The 16,417-nt window shown below is 66.4% G+C and carries 16 protein-coding genes; 7 read left to right on the plus strand and 9 right to left on the minus strand.

All coding sequences use genetic code 11. From position 1 onward, the window contains the following. Positions 1-5 precede the first annotated feature (5 nt). A complete protein-coding gene (locus AC1DKD_RS02150; RefSeq protein ID WP_477142881.1) occupies positions 6-3,209 on the plus strand; it encodes a CusA/CzcA family heavy metal efflux RND transporter in 3,204 nt (1,067 codons plus the stop codon). Positions 3,210-3,357: 148 nt separating this feature from the next. Here the strand turns inward: AC1DKD_RS02150 and AC1DKD_RS02155 are convergent, their stop codons facing one another. Together AC1DKD_RS02155 and AC1DKD_RS02160 are read right to left on the minus strand one after the other, a co-directional pair. Next, positions 3,358-4,800 (minus strand): heavy metal sensor histidine kinase, encoded by a 1,443-nt coding sequence (locus AC1DKD_RS02155; protein ID WP_441628463.1) that lies wholly within the window; start codon positions 4,798-4,800, stop codon positions 3,358-3,360. 25 nt (positions 4,801-4,825) lie between these two features. Continuing rightward, positions 4,826-5,500 carry a heavy metal response regulator transcription factor gene (locus tag AC1DKD_RS02160; protein ID WP_035862957.1) on the minus strand — a complete coding sequence of 225 codons (675 nt, stop codon included), beginning with the start codon at positions 5,498-5,500 and terminating at the stop codon, positions 4,826-4,828. A 177-nt stretch (positions 5,501-5,677) separates the two neighbouring features. On the opposite strand from AC1DKD_RS02160, the gene AC1DKD_RS02165 reads away from it, so the two are divergent. The 6 genes from AC1DKD_RS02165 (at position 5,678) to AC1DKD_RS02190 (ending at position 10,283) form a co-directional block, all read left to right on the plus strand. Next, complete coding sequence (locus AC1DKD_RS02165) at positions 5,678-6,166, plus strand: hypothetical protein (protein WP_477102538.1); 489 nt, start codon at positions 5,678-5,680, stop codon at positions 6,164-6,166. A gap of 87 nt (positions 6,167-6,253) precedes the next feature. Continuing rightward, complete coding sequence (locus tag AC1DKD_RS02170) at positions 6,254-6,559, plus strand: hypothetical protein (RefSeq protein ID WP_441628469.1); 306 nt, start codon at positions 6,254-6,256, stop codon at positions 6,557-6,559. A gap of 9 nt (positions 6,560-6,568) precedes the next feature. Further along, positions 6,569-8,023, plus strand: a complete 1,455-nt coding sequence (locus AC1DKD_RS02175; RefSeq protein ID WP_441628471.1) for a TolC family protein — start codon at positions 6,569-6,571, stop codon at positions 8,021-8,023. Positions 8,024-8,025: 2 nt separating this feature from the next. Then, positions 8,026-9,339, plus strand: a complete 1,314-nt coding sequence (locus tag AC1DKD_RS02180; protein WP_477142882.1) for a multicopper oxidase family protein — start codon at positions 8,026-8,028, stop codon at positions 9,337-9,339. Positions 9,340-9,368: 29 nt separating this feature from the next. Beyond that, positions 9,369-9,854 (plus strand): cupredoxin domain-containing protein, encoded by a 486-nt coding sequence (locus AC1DKD_RS02185; RefSeq protein ID WP_441628475.1) that lies wholly within the window; start codon positions 9,369-9,371, stop codon positions 9,852-9,854. A 42-nt stretch (positions 9,855-9,896) separates the two neighbouring features. Next, a complete protein-coding gene (locus tag AC1DKD_RS02190; protein WP_441628477.1) occupies positions 9,897-10,283 on the plus strand; it encodes a copper-binding protein in 387 nt (128 codons plus the stop codon). Between the two features lie 43 nt (positions 10,284-10,326). Here the strand turns inward: AC1DKD_RS02190 and AC1DKD_RS02195 are convergent, their stop codons facing one another. From AC1DKD_RS02195 to AC1DKD_RS02225, 7 genes are all read right to left on the minus strand, one after another. Beyond that, on the minus strand, positions 10,327-10,644 hold the full coding sequence (locus AC1DKD_RS02195; protein WP_441628479.1) for an H-NS family nucleoid-associated regulatory protein: 318 nt from the start codon (positions 10,642-10,644) through the stop codon (positions 10,327-10,329). 162 nt (positions 10,645-10,806) lie between these two features. Beyond that, positions 10,807-11,205, minus strand: a complete 399-nt coding sequence (locus AC1DKD_RS02200; RefSeq protein WP_045241058.1) for a DUF350 domain-containing protein — start codon at positions 11,203-11,205, stop codon at positions 10,807-10,809. A gap of 104 nt (positions 11,206-11,309) precedes the next feature. Next, entirely contained in the window at positions 11,310-12,074 is a 765-nt protein-coding gene (locus tag AC1DKD_RS02205; RefSeq protein ID WP_441628481.1) for a hypothetical protein, read from the minus strand. Positions 12,075-12,094: 20 nt separating this feature from the next. Continuing rightward, positions 12,095-13,267 (minus strand): glutathionylspermidine synthase family protein, encoded by a 1,173-nt coding sequence (locus AC1DKD_RS02210; protein WP_441628483.1) that lies wholly within the window; start codon positions 13,265-13,267, stop codon positions 12,095-12,097. Further along, entirely contained in the window at positions 13,264-14,670 is a 1,407-nt protein-coding gene (locus AC1DKD_RS02215; protein ID WP_441628485.1) for a saccharopine dehydrogenase C-terminal domain-containing protein, read from the minus strand. The genes AC1DKD_RS02210 and AC1DKD_RS02215 overlap by 4 nt, the downstream gene beginning before the upstream one ends. 147 nt (positions 14,671-14,817) lie before the next feature. Further along, positions 14,818-15,780 (minus strand): phosphatidate cytidylyltransferase, encoded by a 963-nt coding sequence (locus AC1DKD_RS02220; protein WP_441628487.1) that lies wholly within the window; start codon positions 15,778-15,780, stop codon positions 14,818-14,820. 6 nt (positions 15,781-15,786) lie between these two features. Next, a complete protein-coding gene (locus AC1DKD_RS02225; RefSeq protein WP_441628489.1) occupies positions 15,787-16,413 on the minus strand; it encodes a lysophospholipid acyltransferase family protein in 627 nt (208 codons plus the stop codon). Positions 16,414-16,417 lie beyond the last annotated feature (4 nt).

Here is a 16,417-nt window from a genome sequence, read left to right on the forward strand (position 1 = left end):
CCATCATGTTTGAACGAATGATCCGCTTTGCCATCGAGCAGCGGTGGCTGGTGCTGCTGGCCGTATTCGCCATGGCGGCGCTCGGCATCTACAACTACAGCCGGCTGCCCATCGACGCGGTGCCCGACATCACCAACGTGCAGGTGCAGGTCAACACGTCCGCGCCAGGCTACTCGCCGCTCGAAACCGAGCAGCGCGTCACCTATCCGATCGAAACCGCCATGTCCGGGCTGCCCGGGCTGGAGCAAACCCGTTCGCTGTCGCGCTACGGCCTGTCCCAGGTGACGGTGATCTTCAAGGACGGCACCGACATCTACTTCGCGCGCCAGCTTGTCAACCAGCGCATCCAGGAAGCCGCGCAGAACCTGCCCACGGGCGTGGCGCCGCAGATGGGCCCGATCTCGACCGGGCTCGGCGAGATCTACCTGTGGACGGTGGAAGCCGAGGACGGCGCAAGGAAGGCCGACGGCACGCCGTACACCCCGACCGATCTGCGCGAGATCCAGGACTGGGTCATCAAGCCACAGCTACGCACCGTGCCCGGCGTGACAGAGATCAACTCCATTGGCGGCTTCGCGAAGGAATACCTCGTGGAGCCAAGCCCGGAACGGCTGGCTTCCTACGGCCTGAGCCTGCAGGACGTGGTAGCGGCGCTGGAGAAGAACAACGCCAACGTGGGCGCCGGCTATATCGAACGGCGCGGAGAGCAATACCTGGTGCGCGCGCCGGGACAGGTCAAGTCCATCGACGATATCCGCGAGATCATCGTCGGCAGCGCGCAAGGCCAGCCCATCCGCATCCGCGACCTCGCCGACGTGGGAATCGGGCGTGAACTGCGTACCGGCGCCGCTACGGACAACGGGCGCGAAGTGGTGCTGGGCACCGTCTTCATGCTGATCGGCGAGAACAGCCGTGCCGTGTCGCAAGCGGTAGACCAGCGCATGGCTGCCATCAAYCGTTCCCTGCCGGCGGGCATCAAGGCCGTCACGGTGTACGACCGCACGGTGCTGGTCGACCGCGCCATCGCCACCGTCAAGAAGAACCTGGTCGAGGGCGCGATCCTGGTGATCGTGATCCTGTTCCTGTTCCTCGGCAACCTGCGCGCCGCCATCATCACCGCGCTGGTGATCCCGCTATCCATGCTGTTTACGTTCACCGGCATGGTGACCTACAAGATCAGCGCCAACCTGATGAGCCTGGGCGCGCTGGACTTCGGCATCATCATCGATGGCGCGGTGGTGATCGTGGAGAACTGCGTGCGGCGGCTGGCGCATGCCCAGCAACAGCACGGCCGCCCGCTCACCCGCAGCGAACGCTTCCACGAAGTCTTTGCCGCCGCCAGGGAGGCACGCCGGCCGCTGATCTTCGGCCAGCTCATCATCATGATCGTCTACATCCCGATCTTTGCGCTGACCGGCGTGGAGGTCAAGATGTTCCACCCGATGGCGATGACGGTGGTGCTGGCGCTGATCGGGGCCATGATCCTGTCGGTGACCTTCGTGCCTGCGGCGGTAGCGCTGTTTATCGGCGACAAGGTGGCCGAGAAGGAAAATCGCCTGATGCTGTGGGCCAAGCGCGCCTATGCGCCGATGCTCGGCAAGACCATCGCCAACACACCGGTGGTGCTGACCCTTGCCGCCGTGGCGGTGCTGCTGAGCGGCCTGGTGGCGACGCGCCTGGGCAGCGAGTTCATCCCCAACCTGAACGAAGGCGATTTCGCCGTGCAGGCGCTGCGCATTCCCGGCACCAGCCTGACGCAGTCGCTCGCGATGCAGCAACAGATCGAGACGCGCCTCAACGAGAAATTCCCCGAGATCGAGCGCGTGTTCGCCCGCACCGGCACCGCCGAGATCGCCTCGGACCCGATGCCGCCCAACGCGTCCGACGGCTACATCATGCTCAAGCCGCGGGCAAAGTGGCCCGATCCGTCCAAGACGCGCGACCAGTTGCTGGCGGAGATGGAGGCCGAACTGGYGACCATCCCCGGCAATAAGTACGAATTCTCGCAGCCGATCCAGTTGCGGTTCAATGAACTGATCTCCGGGGTGCGCAGCGACGTGGCCGTGAAGATTTTCGGCGACGACAACGCCGTGCTTGAGGATACCGCGCAAAAGGTCGCCACCGTGCTGCAATCCATCCCCGGCGCGACCGAAGTCAAGGTCGAGCAGACCAGCGGCCTGCCGGTGCTCACGGTGGAGGTGGACCGTGCCCGCGCGGCCCGCTACGGCCTCAATATGACCGACGTGCAGGACACGGTGGCCATCGCCGTCGGCGGGCGCGATGCCGGCATCTTCTTCCAGGGTGACCGCCGCTTCAATATCGGCGTGCGCTTGCCGGAAGGCATCCGCGCCGATGTGGAAGCGCTGCGGCGCCTGCCGATTCCCCTGCCCAAGGGAACCACGGCAAGCGCCAGCTACATCCCGCTGGGCGAAGTGGCAACGCTCACCCTCGCCCCCGGCCCCAACCAGGTCTCACGCGAGAACGGCAAGCGCCGCATCGTGGTCAGCGCCAATGTACGCGGGCGTGACGTAGGCACCTTCGTGCCGGATGCCATGGCCACGCTCGATCGCCAGGTCAGGATCCCCGCCGGCTACTGGGTCACCTGGGGCGGCACCTTCGAGCAACTGCAATCCGCCACCACGCGGCTGCAGATCGTGGTGCCGGTGGCGTTGCTGATGGTGTTCGTGCTGCTGTTTGCCATGTTCGGCAATATGCGCGATGGCCTGCTGGTCTTTACCGGCATCCCCTTTGCGCTCACCGGCGGCATTCTGGCGCTGTGGCTACGGGACATTCCGCTGTCGATCTCGGCGGCGGTGGGATTTATCGCCCTGTCCGGCGTGGCGGTGCTAAACGGACTGGTCATGCTGTCTTTCATCCGCAGCCTGCGCGAAGAAGGCAAGCCGCTGGATGAAGCCATCCAAACTGGGGCGCTAACCCGGCTGCGCCCGGTATTGATGACGGCGCTGGTGGCATCGCTGGGCTTTATCCCGATGGCGATCGCCACCGGGACCGGAGCTGAAGTGCAGCGCCCGCTCGCCACGGTGGTGATCGGCGGCATCCTGTCATCCACCGCGCTGACCTTGCTGGTGCTGCCGGTGCTCTACCGGCTGGCCCATCGGCGGGATGAGGATGAGGCTGGCCAGGTGCGCGAAGCTGGCAACGAACGCCTGGCCGGTGCGGATCCGGCGCCAGCGTTGCCCAACGGCTAAGACCTGGGGAAGTTCACGCGGGCCTCTTCAAACGGGCCTGCGTGGACGAGGTCCGATGACCCCGCCTTGGGCGCGGCCTGGCCTGCCAGGGAAGAGCCGTCGACATGGCTCCGCACAATCGGCTCCCCTGCGCTTCGTCCCTTAACCTTCAAACCTTGGCCGGCCGCGCGCCGGTCGCCTGAGGCATCAGCGGAAACGTCAGCTCCGCCACCGTCTCGCCAGGCAAGCTGCGCAGGCTGACGCTGCCGCCATGCAGGCGCATGATGGTGTCGACGATGGCCAGCCCGAGCCCGGTGGAGGCCGCCGAATTGCTGCGCGCAGGATCTCCCCGGTAGAAGCGCCCGAATACATGCGGCAGCGCCTCCGGTGCGATCCCGCCACCGCCGTTGCCCACCCGGATCCTGGTGGCATGGGCGTCCGCCACCACCCGGATGTCCACGGCGCTGCCGGCGGGCGCATGGCGCAGGGCGTTGTCGACGAGGTTGGTCACCGCGCGGCGCAGCAAGGTCTGGTCGGCATGCACGCTGCCCTGCCCCGCCAGCTGCACCTTGATATCGCGGTCCGCGGCAACGGCCTCGTAATACTCTGCCACCTTGTCCAGCTCCGCCCTCGCGTCCAGCTCGCGCACCTTCATGGCCACCTGCGCATGGTCGGCACGCGCGAGAAACAGCATGTTCTCGATCATGCGGGCCAGGCGCTCGTATTCCTCCAGGTTGGACTCCAGCAGGTTTTCGTACTCCTGCACCGGCCGGCTCTGGCCGAGCGTGACCTGGGTCTGGCCGATCAGGTTGCTGATGGGGGTGCGGAAATCATGCGCGAGGTCGGCCGAGAATTCGGAGAGCCGGCGAAAGCCATCCTCCAGGCGCGCCAGCATGTCGTTAAGCGCAGCCACCAGCGCGCGCAGTTCGGTGGGCGCCTGCCCGGCATCGAGGCGCGTGGCAAGCCGGCTCATGGTGACGGCCGAGGCATCCTCGGCCATGCGCCTGAGCGGACGCAAGCCGCGCCTGGCCAACAGATAGCCCAACCCGGCCGCCACCGCCGCGCCGCACAGCGTGGCCCAGAGCATCTGGGTCTGGTATGCCTTCATCAGCGCGACGCGGTACCCTGCGTCGCGCAGCACCACGATCTCGACCGCGCGATCGGAATCTCCCAGTTGCCCAAGCGCGGAGATGCCGCGTGAAGCAACGCCGTTGCGCGGGTACCAGGTGTGCAGCCGCGATTTATCGGGGTGCGTCTCGGCAGGCAGCACGGGCAACACCGGCACCGGTTCATGGCGCGGATTGAGGCTCACCAGCGGCGCGCCCTCGCTGCCGCGTACCAGCAGGATCAGGCCTTCATGGCCCAGCGCGAGATCGGCAAAGCGATGTGTGTCGGCCCGGATCTCCTCCTCCGAACTGACTTCGCGCAGCAGGTGCCGCACCAGCAGGACTTCGCTGACCAGTTCGCTCTCGTCGCGATCCTGCAGCTGGGCGGCAAGCGCGCTCGCCAGGTAAGTGCCTACGGCCACCAGGATGGCCACGGTGGCGGCGCCATAGGCCAACGCAAGCCGTGCCGTGAGCGATGCCGGCAGACGCAGTACGGCGCGGATCAAGAGGCGGCCCCTGACATCGCCCGGCTCACAGGGCCTCCTCTTCCAGTACGTAGCCCATGCCCCTGCGGGTGTGGATCAGCTTGCGGGGGAAGGGATCGTCCACCTTGGCGCGCAGCCGGCGGATGGAAACATCGACCACATTGGTATTGCTGTCGAAATTCATGTCCCATACGTGCGAGGCGATCAGCGAACGCGACAGCACTTCGCCGCTGCGGCGCGCCAGCAGTTGCAGCAGCGCGAACTCCTTGGAGGTCAGCTCGAGCTTCTGCCCGTCGCGGGTGACACGCCGCTTGACTGTGTCGATCTGCAGGTCCGCCACTTCGATCAGCTCGCTTTCACGCAAGGGGCCGCGCCGCAGGATGGTACGGATGCGCATGACCAGTTCGGCAAAAGCGAAGGGCTTGACCATATAGTCGTCAGCGCCCAGCTCCAGGCCCTTGAGCCGGTCCGAGAGCTCGTCGCGCGCGGTCAGGAACAAGACCGGCGTATCGCGCTCGCGCCGCAGTTCCTGGAGCACCTGCCAGCCATCCATGCCCGGCAACATCACATCCAGCACGATCAGGTCGTACTCCTGGCCGCGCGCATGGGCAAGCCCGTCCACGCCGTCGCGTGCCAGGTCCACCACGAAACCGGATTCAGTCAGGCCCTTGCGCAGGTAGTCGCCTGCCTTGGGTTCGTCTTCAACAATCAATATGCGCATTTCCATTCACTCCGAGCCATCTRCCGGCCATCCGCCGGTTATTGCGCGGCCCGGCAAGACCGACACGCTATACGAGGAAAACCCCCCGCGGCAAAAGATGACAGGTTTGTCATGTTCGCGTCACGCTTCCGCACCTTTCAATGCAGGTACAATGACGGCTGCCATTCTCCTGCCCCGATGAAACGTTTCCTGAGCTCCTTCCTGCTATGTCTCGCCATGATCGCGCTGCCCGCACAGGGTGTCGCGGCGGCAGTCATGATGGTCTGCAGCGCGGCGCAGTCGGTGCAGGGATCCCACGGGCTGCCGACCGATTCGCCTGCCATGACATCGATGATGTTACGTCATGCGGCAATGAAATCGCAGGCGGAGGATGCGCTTGGCGGCCATGCCAGCGCGCACTGCCATGACGCCGCGGACCCGGCGCATGACCAGGCCGACGTGACAGACATCGCCGACCAATCCAGCCTGCAGGATCACCACGCCAGCCATGGCGCCGGTGGTGCCTGCAGCGCCTGTGCCGCCTGTGCGCTCGGGGCGGTCATGCCCACGATCCTGCCTGAACTCGCCCTGGCCAGCCACGGCCATGCCGCACCGGCAGCCGCCCTGGCCGCCTATACCGGTTTCCTTCCCTCGCCCTCGTACCGCCCGCCCGCCGCACGCTGCTGACACCCGAGGTGCGCCCAGCGCACGCTCATCCCCCGTTCGTTTTGCCCCGCGCCGCTAACCGCGCCACCCACGAACACTGAGGTTGTCATGCATTTCGTCCGCATTTTCGCGGCGGCTTGCCTGCTGCTCGGACCGGCCTTGTCGCCGGCCCAGTCCAGCGCACCTGCCGCCAATCCGCTCGACCCCGGCGCATCCGTGCCGCCCTTGCCGGCACTGAACGTGCTCGCCGGCTACGTGCCGTTCCAGGCCCAGCCGATCGCCCCATGGCGGGAGTCCAATGCCCAGGTCGCGCCCCCGGCAAGCAAGGACGCGCCGAGCGCCGGCGCGCCGATACCCGCTTGCAAGCCTGCCACGCCTGGGCAGGCGAGCGCCAGCCACGGCCACCACCACTAAGGGCGCCGCATGTCTCTCCGATTGCCATTCCGGCCCGGGCTGGCGGCAGCGGCTTGCGCCCTGCTGCTGGCCGGCTGCGCCGGATTTTCCCCTGATGGCGGCTTCGGCACCGCGGCCACCGCCGCGCGCGAACGCCTCGGCAAGGACGCCCTCTGGGTGCGCTCCGATGAGGATCGCGCCGCCGTCTTCGAGCGCACCCAGGCCTTGCTGGCGCAGCCGCTCGATGCCGACAGCGCGGTACAGATCGCGCTACTCAACAACGCCGGCTTGCAGGCGGCCTTTGCCGAACTCGGTATCTCCGAGGCCGAATACGTGCAGGCCACGCGCCTGCCCAACCCTGGTTTTTCCTTCAGCCGCAAGCGCCAGGGCGACGACCTGAAGATCGACCGCGCCATCTCGGTCGGCCTGATGAACCTGCTGGTGCTGCCGCTGGCGGCCCGCATCGAACAGGACCGCTTTGCCCAAACCCGGCTGGCCGTGGCCGACACCTTGCTGCGGCAAGCGCTGGAGACGCGCAAAGCCTTCGTCAATGCGGTCGCCGCGGAACAATCGGCACGCTATGCCGAGCAGGTGAAGAATGCCGCCGAGACGGGCGCGCTGTTCGCTCGCGACCTCGCGCGGGCGGGTAACGTCAGCGCGCTGGATCACGCGCGCGAGCAAGCCTTCTATGCCGACGCCGCCACCCAACTCGCGCGTGCGCGCCAGCAGGCCCTGGCAGCGCGCGAGCAGCTGACGCGCCGCCTCGGCCTGTGGGGTACCGGCGCGCAATACCGGCTTCCCGAGCGCTTGCCCGACCTGCCTAAAGCCAGGCCCGCGCTGGCCGACCTGGAGGGCTATGCCATTGCCAGCCGGCTTGACCTGCAAGCCGGCCGGTTGCAGCTGGACAGCCTGGCACGCTCGCTAGGCCTGACCAGGGCGACGCGCTTTATCAGCGTGCTCGATGTGAGCTACCTGAGCAACTCGGAGACCGCCAAGCCGCGCGAAACGGGTTACAGCATCGATATCGAGATCCCGCTGTTCGACTGGGGCGGCGCCCGCGTGGCCCGCGCCGAAGCGGTCTATATGCAAGCCGCCAGCCGGCTGGCGGAGAGCGCCATCAATGCCCGCTCGGAAGTCCGCGAGAGCTATGCCGGCTACCAGGCGCGCTACGACATCGCGCGGCACTACCGCGACGAAGTGGTGCCGCTGCGCAAGCGCATCTCCGACGAGGGCTTGCTGCGCTACAACGGCATGCTGGTCAGCGTATTCGAACTGCTGGCCGATGCACGCGAGCAGGTGGGCGCGGTGAATGGCTATCTCGACGCGCTGCGCGAGTACTGGGTGGCCGAAACCGAGCTCCAGGGCGCGCTCGGCGGACGGCTGCCGGAAGCCGGCGTCTCGCCGCCGCCCGCATCGCCCTCTTCCTCCAATGCGCCCCCGGCCCCCGCAAGCCCGGCATTTCCGGCCTCGCCCAAAGGACAATGACCATGGTTACCCGTAGACAATTCCTGCATGGCTCCGGCGCCACCATGCTCGGCGCGGCGCTGGTGACGCGCGCCGGCGCCGCGGTGCTGCCCGAAGCCGCGCTGCAAGCCAGCGCCGCCACCCAGCCGCCGCTGGCGCCGGCCACCGGCCGTCCGTACAACCCGGTGGCCACGCTCAATGGCTGGACCCTGCCGTGGCGGATGCGCCAAGGCTGGAAAGAGTTCCACCTGGTAGCGGAACCCGTCGAGCGCGAATTCGCGCCCGGCATGAAAGCCCACCTGTGGGGCTACAACGGCCAGAGCCCCGGCCCCACCATCGAGTGCGTCGAAGGCGACAAGGTGCGCATCTTCGTCACCAACAAGCTGCCTGAACACACGACCGTGCACTGGCACGGGATCATCCTGCCCGCCGGCATGGACGGCGTGGGCGGCTTGTCTCAGCCGCATATCCCACCCGGCAAGACCTTTGTCTACGAGTTCGAGATGAAGCACGCCGGCACCTTCATGTACCACCCGCATTCGGATGAAATGGTGCAGATGGCGATGGGCATGATGGGCTTCCTGGTGGTGCACCCGAAGGATCCCGCGCAGATGCGGGTCGACCGGGACTTCGTCTTCCTGATCTCGGCCTACGACATCGATCCCGGATCCTATACACCGCGCGTGGCCGAGATGACGGACTTCAATATGTGGACCTGGAACARCCGCGTGTTCCCCGGCATCGACAGCCTGCCGGTGCGCCTGGGCGATCGCGTGCGCATCCGCTTTGGCAATCTCACCATGACCAACCACCCGATCCACCTGCACGGGCACCGCTTCGAGGTGAGCGGCACCGACGGCGGCTGGGTGCCGCCGTCCGCGCGCTGGCCGGAAGTCACCACCGACGTGGCGGTGGGGCAGATGCGCGCGATCGAGTTCGTCGCCGACAACCCGGGCGACTGGGCATTCCACTGCCACAAGTCGCACCACACCATGAACGCCATGGGCCACCAGATGCCGACCATGATCGGCGTCAAGCAGAAGGACCTGGCCAAGCGCATGAATGCGCTGGTGCCCGACTACATGGCGATGGGCGAGGCCGGCATGGCGGATATGGGCGGCATGGAAATGCCGCTGCCCGACAACACGCTGCCGATGATGACCGGGCAGGGACCATTCGGGCCGATCGAGATGGGCGGCATGTTCAGCGTGCTCAAGGTGCGCGCCGGCCTTGGCCGCAACGACTACCGGGACCCCGGCTGGTACCGCCACCCGAAAGGCACGGTTGCCTTCGAGTACGCCGGCACGCCCGGCGCAAGCCATTCATCGCACCAATGAGCATGTCAACACGATCAAGGAAAGAAAAGATGCGCAAAATGCAATCCCGTGCCGCGGCCGCCGCCAGCGCCCTGTCCCTCGCGCTTGTGTGCGCCAGCGCCCTCGCCGCGGGCAACCACGGCAGCCATCATGGCGATGGCCCCAGCGCCATCGGCGAGCCTGGCGATCCGGCCAGCGTGAGCCGCACCATCAAGGTCGACATGACCGACAACATGCGCTTCAGCCCGTCGGACATCACCGTGCAGGCCGGCGAAACCATCCGCTTCGTCGTCCGCAACGCCGGCAAGCTACGGCACGAGATGGTGCTCGGCAGCGAGGCCGACCTGCAAGCCCACTATGCCGACATGCTGAAAATGCCCGGGATGGAACACGCCGACCCCAATGCCGTCACGCTGGAAGCCGGACAGAGCGGAGAAATGCTGTGGCGTTTCACGCGCGGCGGCCACGTCGCCTTTGGCTGCCTGCTGCCCGGCCACTATGACGCCGGCATGCGGGGACAGGTCAGCGTGCGCTAAACATCCATGTATCGAATACCAAGCAATGAGGAAGGCATCCCCATGAAAATCCGCAAGATCCTGCTTGCRCTGCTGCCCCTGCTGGCGGCGGCCACCATCCTGCCGGCCCGCGCCGCCGCCGACACTGGCAATAGCGTCAATCCCGCGGACACCGGGAATGCCGCCGGGGCGCCCGGCGCGGTCCAGGCGGAGGCAGCGCCCATGACCGATGGCGAAATCCGCAAGGTGGATGCCGCTGCCGGCAAGCTCACCATCCGGCATGGCCCTATCGCCAACCTGGATATGGGCGCCATGACCATGATCTTCCGTGTGCAAGACCCCGCCCTGCTGGAGCAGGTCAAGGAAGGCGACCGGGTGAAGTTCATCGTGGTCCGCGCCAACGGCGTGCTGACGATAACGACGCTTGCGGTGCAGCCTCCGGCGCAGTGAGGCGCACCCGGCGGGCTTGGCGCCCGGGGGATGCCCGGAAGTGTTATCCGACGCGGAAAAAGTCGATCGTCTGTCCGGCATTGACCGCGCGCTGCAGCCATTCCGGGCGCTCGCCGGTTCCGTCCCAGCTCTGCCCCATGGCATTGCGGTACAGCGGCCGCGCGGGTTTTTCCGCCTCTGCTGCCGGCGCGGGAGCCGGTGCGGGAACGGCAAGTGTCGCCGCCGGCATCACCGGGGCAGGCGCCGGGGGTGCAGCAAAACAGCCCGCTTCAAGTAAATCGTCGAGCGTGAGGCCGTGGAGGTCCATCTGCTCACGGACCCACGTCGCCGCGGCTATTTTGGCTTCATCAGACTCTGACATGACTTTCGTAATTGACTTTCCCGGCGGCGGATGGCCAGCAAAGCGGAGGAAGGGGGATCGCCAGGCGGATCGAGCCGCCTGTATAGGGCACGATTTTACAGGGTCTTGCGCCCATGCTGGCACAGACATTTCCCAAGCGGTATCCCCATCGCCGCCATGCGCCTATGCCAGGCAGGCGGCATTGACGATGCCCGCGGAAAGCGACACTACGCCCATCAGCGCGCCCATGCCGCGGTTGTCCGCAGTAATTTGTTCGCTGACGCCGTGCAGCGCCCGCGCCACAAGCACATAGGCCAGCACCTGCACCACGAAGGCACCGAACCCCCAAAGCACAAACATCGAGAAGGCGGCATTGTGCTGGATGCTGGCCGACAACGTCAGAGAAAACCCCAATACCGCGCCGCCCAGCGATAAGGCGGCCGCCACATTCCCCTGGCGGATCAACTCGAACTCACGGTGCGGCGTAATGCGCGTATACACCAACAGGAATAATCCCAGCATGGCGAAACTGGCGAGAATATAAATCAGGTAGGCGTAAACCGGCTGCAGCGGGAATGTCATTTGGACTCCTGGTTATTTCGTACCGGCCGCCTGGATCGGATACAGCATGCCGGATAGGTCAAATCGTGTGCCAAGCAAGAAATGGAATCGCGCGGTGCGCCGCCTCAACCGCCACCTGAGCGGCCGGACCCGCCAAAGCGGCTGGTAAAGCCGCCGCGCGAGGATACCGGCGCCCGGCTGACCGCGGCCGATCGCATCGAGATACCGCCGGTCACACCGCGCCCGAGGCTGCTCCGGCGCAGCGTGGCCTCCTCCACCATGGTCGCATGCGGCGTGCCAGGCGCCTCGGCGATACGGGAGAGGCTGCCGTTACTGTCGTACACGCCCATCGGACGCGCGGCGCCGCCCGACATATCGCGCCGGGTCTGCGTGCCGTCGGGATGGTAGACCGTACCCGACTGGGTGTAGTACGGCCCGTACCAGCGGGCCACGGTGCCGCCGTAATACCCACCATGATAGCCACCGCCATGGCCGCCGCCGCTGCTCCCGCTGCCATTGCCACTGCCGGCATTGCTGCCGGCTGTATCCGCGAGGCTGGAGGCGTAGATATCGTCAACCGGCACGCTCTCGCAATCCTCGGGTGCATTCCAGTCGGCTTCGCAGTCGGCCTGCGATGCGTAGCTGGCGCGCCGCACGGTCACGGCTTCATCGTCCCCGTCGTCGCTGCATGAGCCGATGGCCGCGACGCCGGCAGCCAGCGCGCAGGCGCCGATCAGCCACAGGGCCGGCGAGCGGGATTTGCGCTGGCCGCGCGGGACGGACGCAGCCTGGCCGGGCCATGCCGACCGGCTGGAGCCGCTTGCCCGCGGCTGGTACGGGCTGCCGTATTTTGACGGCTGGCCGCCCTTCTTGCCTTTCTTCCTGGCCATTGCTCTGTCTTTCTCCGGGCTTACGATTGCTGAAAATAATGCGGGACGAAGAAGCTGGTGTTCTTCGCGATCGGACCCAGTTCCTCACGCACGCACAGGCCGGCGGGCACGTCATCCACAAGCCATACGCCGAGCGTGGTGAACCGTTCGTCAAAGCGCTGCGCGGGCGCGTAGGCCTGGTAGATGAAGCCTTCCTCGCCGTACTCGCCGGGATTCTCGAAGCGGCCCTGCGGCGTCACCAGCGACACGCTTTCGCCCTCACGCGACAGGAAGGGCTTCCTCGCGTATGAGCGCCCCGCAAAGGTGCCCTCGCTGAACGAAGCCTCCAGCAAATTGGGATGGCCGGGGAACAAGTCCCACAGGATCGGCAGGATGGCCTTGTTGGACAGCACGGCCTTCCATGGCGGCTCGACCCAGCGCACCGCGCTGCCCGCCAGTTCGGCACGGTAATCGGAAGTGGCCATCCATTCCCACGGATAAAGCTTGAACACCAGTTCCATCGGCCGGTCGTCGCCGTCGAAGAACCCGCCGCGTCCATCGGAGCCAACCTCCGCCAGTTCGGTCATCTTGACCGACCAGCCCGCCTGCAGCGCCGTATCCATCAGGTACTCCACATTGCAGACATCTTCCTGGCTGTCATACATGCAGGCGAAGTGCAATACCGTGGCGTCGCGGTAATGGCGGCGCAGCCATTGCCAGCGCGACACGAGCGCTTCGTGCAGGCTGTTGAACTGGTCGGCATCCGGCCGCACGGCCTCCTTCCAGAACCACTGCGCCAGGCTCGACTCGATCAGCGAGGTGGGCGTATCGGCGTTGAACTCGTACATCTTGGGCACGCCAAGCGCATCCATGGTCATGTCGAAGCGGCCAAACAGCGTCGGCTCGTCGCGATCCCAGGAGGTGCGGATCAGCTCCGCGAAATCCGGGGCAATGGCGAGCCGCGCAAACAGGTCGTGGTCGATCACGTGCTGCACGGCCTCCAGGCAGCGCTGGTTCAGGTCCAGCGCCGCGGCATACAGCGCCTCGATCTCCTGTGCCTCAAACTCATAGGCAACATCCTCGCGCCAGTAGAAGAAGGTATTGCGGTCTACCTGGCGCGGCAGGTTCTGTTCGTCGAGCGAGTGGAAATGAAAGCCGATGCGCTCAAGCTGCTGCGGCCAGTCGGCGCGCGGGGTCTGTGGAACACGTTTCATGGCAGGGCAATTTCCGCGGCCAGGGGCGCGGGAGCGGCAAGGAGGAATTCGTCGAAGGCCAGCGTGCGGCGGCCCGGCATGGGCGTCCAGTCGGTAAAGCGGGTAACCAGCGGCGCCCACCACCCGGCGGCGTGCTCAAGCACCGCCTGGTGATCCATGGCATCGGACTCGGTGACACCACGCGCCGGATTGGCCTGCGCCCAGCGCATCGCGGCGACGATGCTGGAAGCCACCTGCAGGCTGGTGGCGGAGTTGTGCGGCGCCAGTGCGCGAGCCCGCTGTATGTCGAGTTGCGAACCGTGCCACACCGCGCCGTAACGTCCGCTCATCAGCAGCACGCCGAGTTCGTCCACGCCATCCGTGATCTCTGCCTTGAGGATACGGTGGCTGGCAATACGGCCTGCGTCGCGCTCGCCCAGCCACTGCATCGAAGCCAGCGTGGCCCGGGTGGGCCGATAGGCGTAGTAGGCGGTGGGCCGGTACGGCGGCTGCCCATGCGCGGTACAACTGAGGTACTCGGCAATCGAGATCGACTCGTTGTGCGTGATCAGGTAGGCATCGAACGGCCCATGCAGCGCGGACCAGGAACGCACGCGCGTGCGATGGCCGGGCCGGTCCAGCACGATGGCCGCGCCGCTGCCGTAGCTGTGGCGCCTGCCCTCCGGGGGCAGCGCCGGCTCATGGCTGCCCCACCCGAGTTCGGCGTCCTGCAGGCATTCGGTGATGAAGCCGTCGGCCGACCAGGTGTTGGCGAACTCGCCGTGCGCGGGATAGCCCGGCGCGGACTGGCTGTCGTACTCGGCCACCTGGATCACGCGCACATCGAGCCGGCGCGCGAGCGCGGCCCAGCCGGCCCGATCCGCTGGCTGCGCGTCGGGCAAGCCGGGGATGCCCGCGTGCCGCGCCAGTTTCAGCAAGGCGGCCTTGACCAGCAGGGAAACCAGGCCGGGGTTGGCGCCGTGCGCGACCAGCGCGGTGGACATCCGCTCGCGGCCGTGGGCAAACGCCAGCATTTCGCTGCGCAAGGCGTAATTGCCGAGCGGGGAAGCGTCCGCAGCGTCCTCGTAGTCCCAGGGCTCGATGCCGCTATCGAGGTAAAGCGACTGGTGCGCCTGCGCGAGCGCGATCAGGTCGCGGCTGCATACTGCAGGCGCCAGGTTGAGCAGGAAGGTTTGCGGCCCGAGCAACGGGCCCAGCAGCCGGGTGTGGCTCCCGGGTGTGACGGTGGCATGCACTGGCGCCGCGCGGTATTGCGACGCGAGTGACAGCCGGTGCGCGTCCATCGCCCGGTCCACCACCGTGACGGCGGCCTCCGGGTAGGCATGGGCCAGCAATGGCAGGATGGCCTGGCCGATGCAGCCGAACCCGACAATAACGATTTGCTCGATGCGCTTGCTTGACATGGTGATATGGCTGCCGGCCGGGCACCTCGGGTGCCGTACCGGTAAAGAGTCCGTACGCCTTCAAGACGACTCAAGGTGACAGACTGAATGGCGAAGTGAATGGATGAGACCAATGGGCGAGAACGGGGCGGCGCGCGGACGCTCCGCTCAGGGCACCCACCAGTAACGGGTGATGTGGAAGAAGATCGGCGCGGCGAACACTACGGAATCCAGCCGGTCCAGCATGCCGCCGTGGCCCTGGATCATGTGGCCCCAGTCCTTGATGTTGCGGTCGCGCTTGATGGCCGACATCACCAGTCCGCCAAGGAAACCCATCAAGGCAATCACCAGCGCGATCAGGCCCGCTTTCCAGGGAGAGCCGTAGGGCGTGATCCACCACAGCGAGGCACCCAGCGCGGTGGCGCTGGCCACGCCGCCGATAAAGCCTTCCACCGTCTTCGACGGCGACAGCAGCGGCGCGATCTTGGTCTTGCCGAGCAGCTTGCCCCACACGTACTGCAACACGTCGCTGCCCTGCACCACGATCACCAGGAAGGCGATCAGCAACAGGTTGCGATCCTCGAAGCCGGGAATCGGCAAGGTCAGCAACGCAGGCACGTGCGAGATGCAGAACACGCAGATCATCACTGCCCACTGCACTCCCGCGCAGCGTTCGAGGAAGCGCGTGGTCTCCGCCGACAGCGCCGAGAGGATGGGCAGGATCAGGAAGGCGTAGACCGGGATAAAAATCGAAAACAGCCCATACCAGCCGATATGCACCAGCACATACTGCAGCGGCAGGAAGACGAAGAAGGCGGCGACGATGGCGCGGTGATCGCCGCGCCGGGTGGTGGTGATGGTGATGAACTCGCGCAAGGCGAAGAACGACAACAGATAAAACAGCACGACAATGGCGGTCCGCCCCGCGGCGAACGCCACCCCGAGCACGCCGATCATCCACCACCACGCCGATACCCGCGCGGCCAGATTATCGATCACCGCATGCGGGCCGCCCCGGGCAATGCGCCAGCGCAGCAGCGCGGTCACGATGGAGGCCAGCACAAGCACGCCCAGCACCCCGCCGAACAGCAGCCAGGTCTCGTGCATCATGGTCAGGTGAGGAAGGTTCATAGGTTCTCAGTCCAGCGCAGGCGCCAGCGACAACAGGCCTGCGCGGCAGCGCGCCAGGAAATCGTCCTTGGCTTCTTCCGCGCCAAGGGTCAGCGGCTTGCCGAAGGTAACGGTGCACAGCAGCGGCACCGGCACGAACTCGCCCTTGGGCATCACGCGGTTGAGGTTATCGATCCACACGGGGACGAACTCCACGTCCCGGCAAACGCACGCCAGGTGGTAGATGCCGCTCTTGAAGGGCAGGAGCCGCTCGTCGGTGGTATTGCGCGTGCCTTCGGGAAACAGGATCAGCGAGTCGCCGCGGCGCACGGCATGCTCCATCAGTGCCACCGGGTCGCTGCCCGGGTCGCTGCGTGTGCGGTCGATCAGCAGCGCGTTGAACACATCCTTGCCGATGAAACGGCGCAAGCCCGATTTGTTCCAGTAGTCCGCGCCCGCCACCGGCCGCGTCAGCGGCCGCAGGTCCGGCGGCAGGCAGCCCCAGATCAGCACGAAATCGCCGTGGCTGCTGTGGTTGGCAAAGTAGATGCGCTGCACCGCGGCGGGCAGGCAGCCGTTCCAGCGGGCCTGCATGCCGGTCAGCAGGCCCGCGAACAGGATGATGGCGCGTGCCACCAGTTTGGAAAGCCACATCTTC

Source organism: Cupriavidus sp. 05T313 (genome assembly GCF_056396665.1).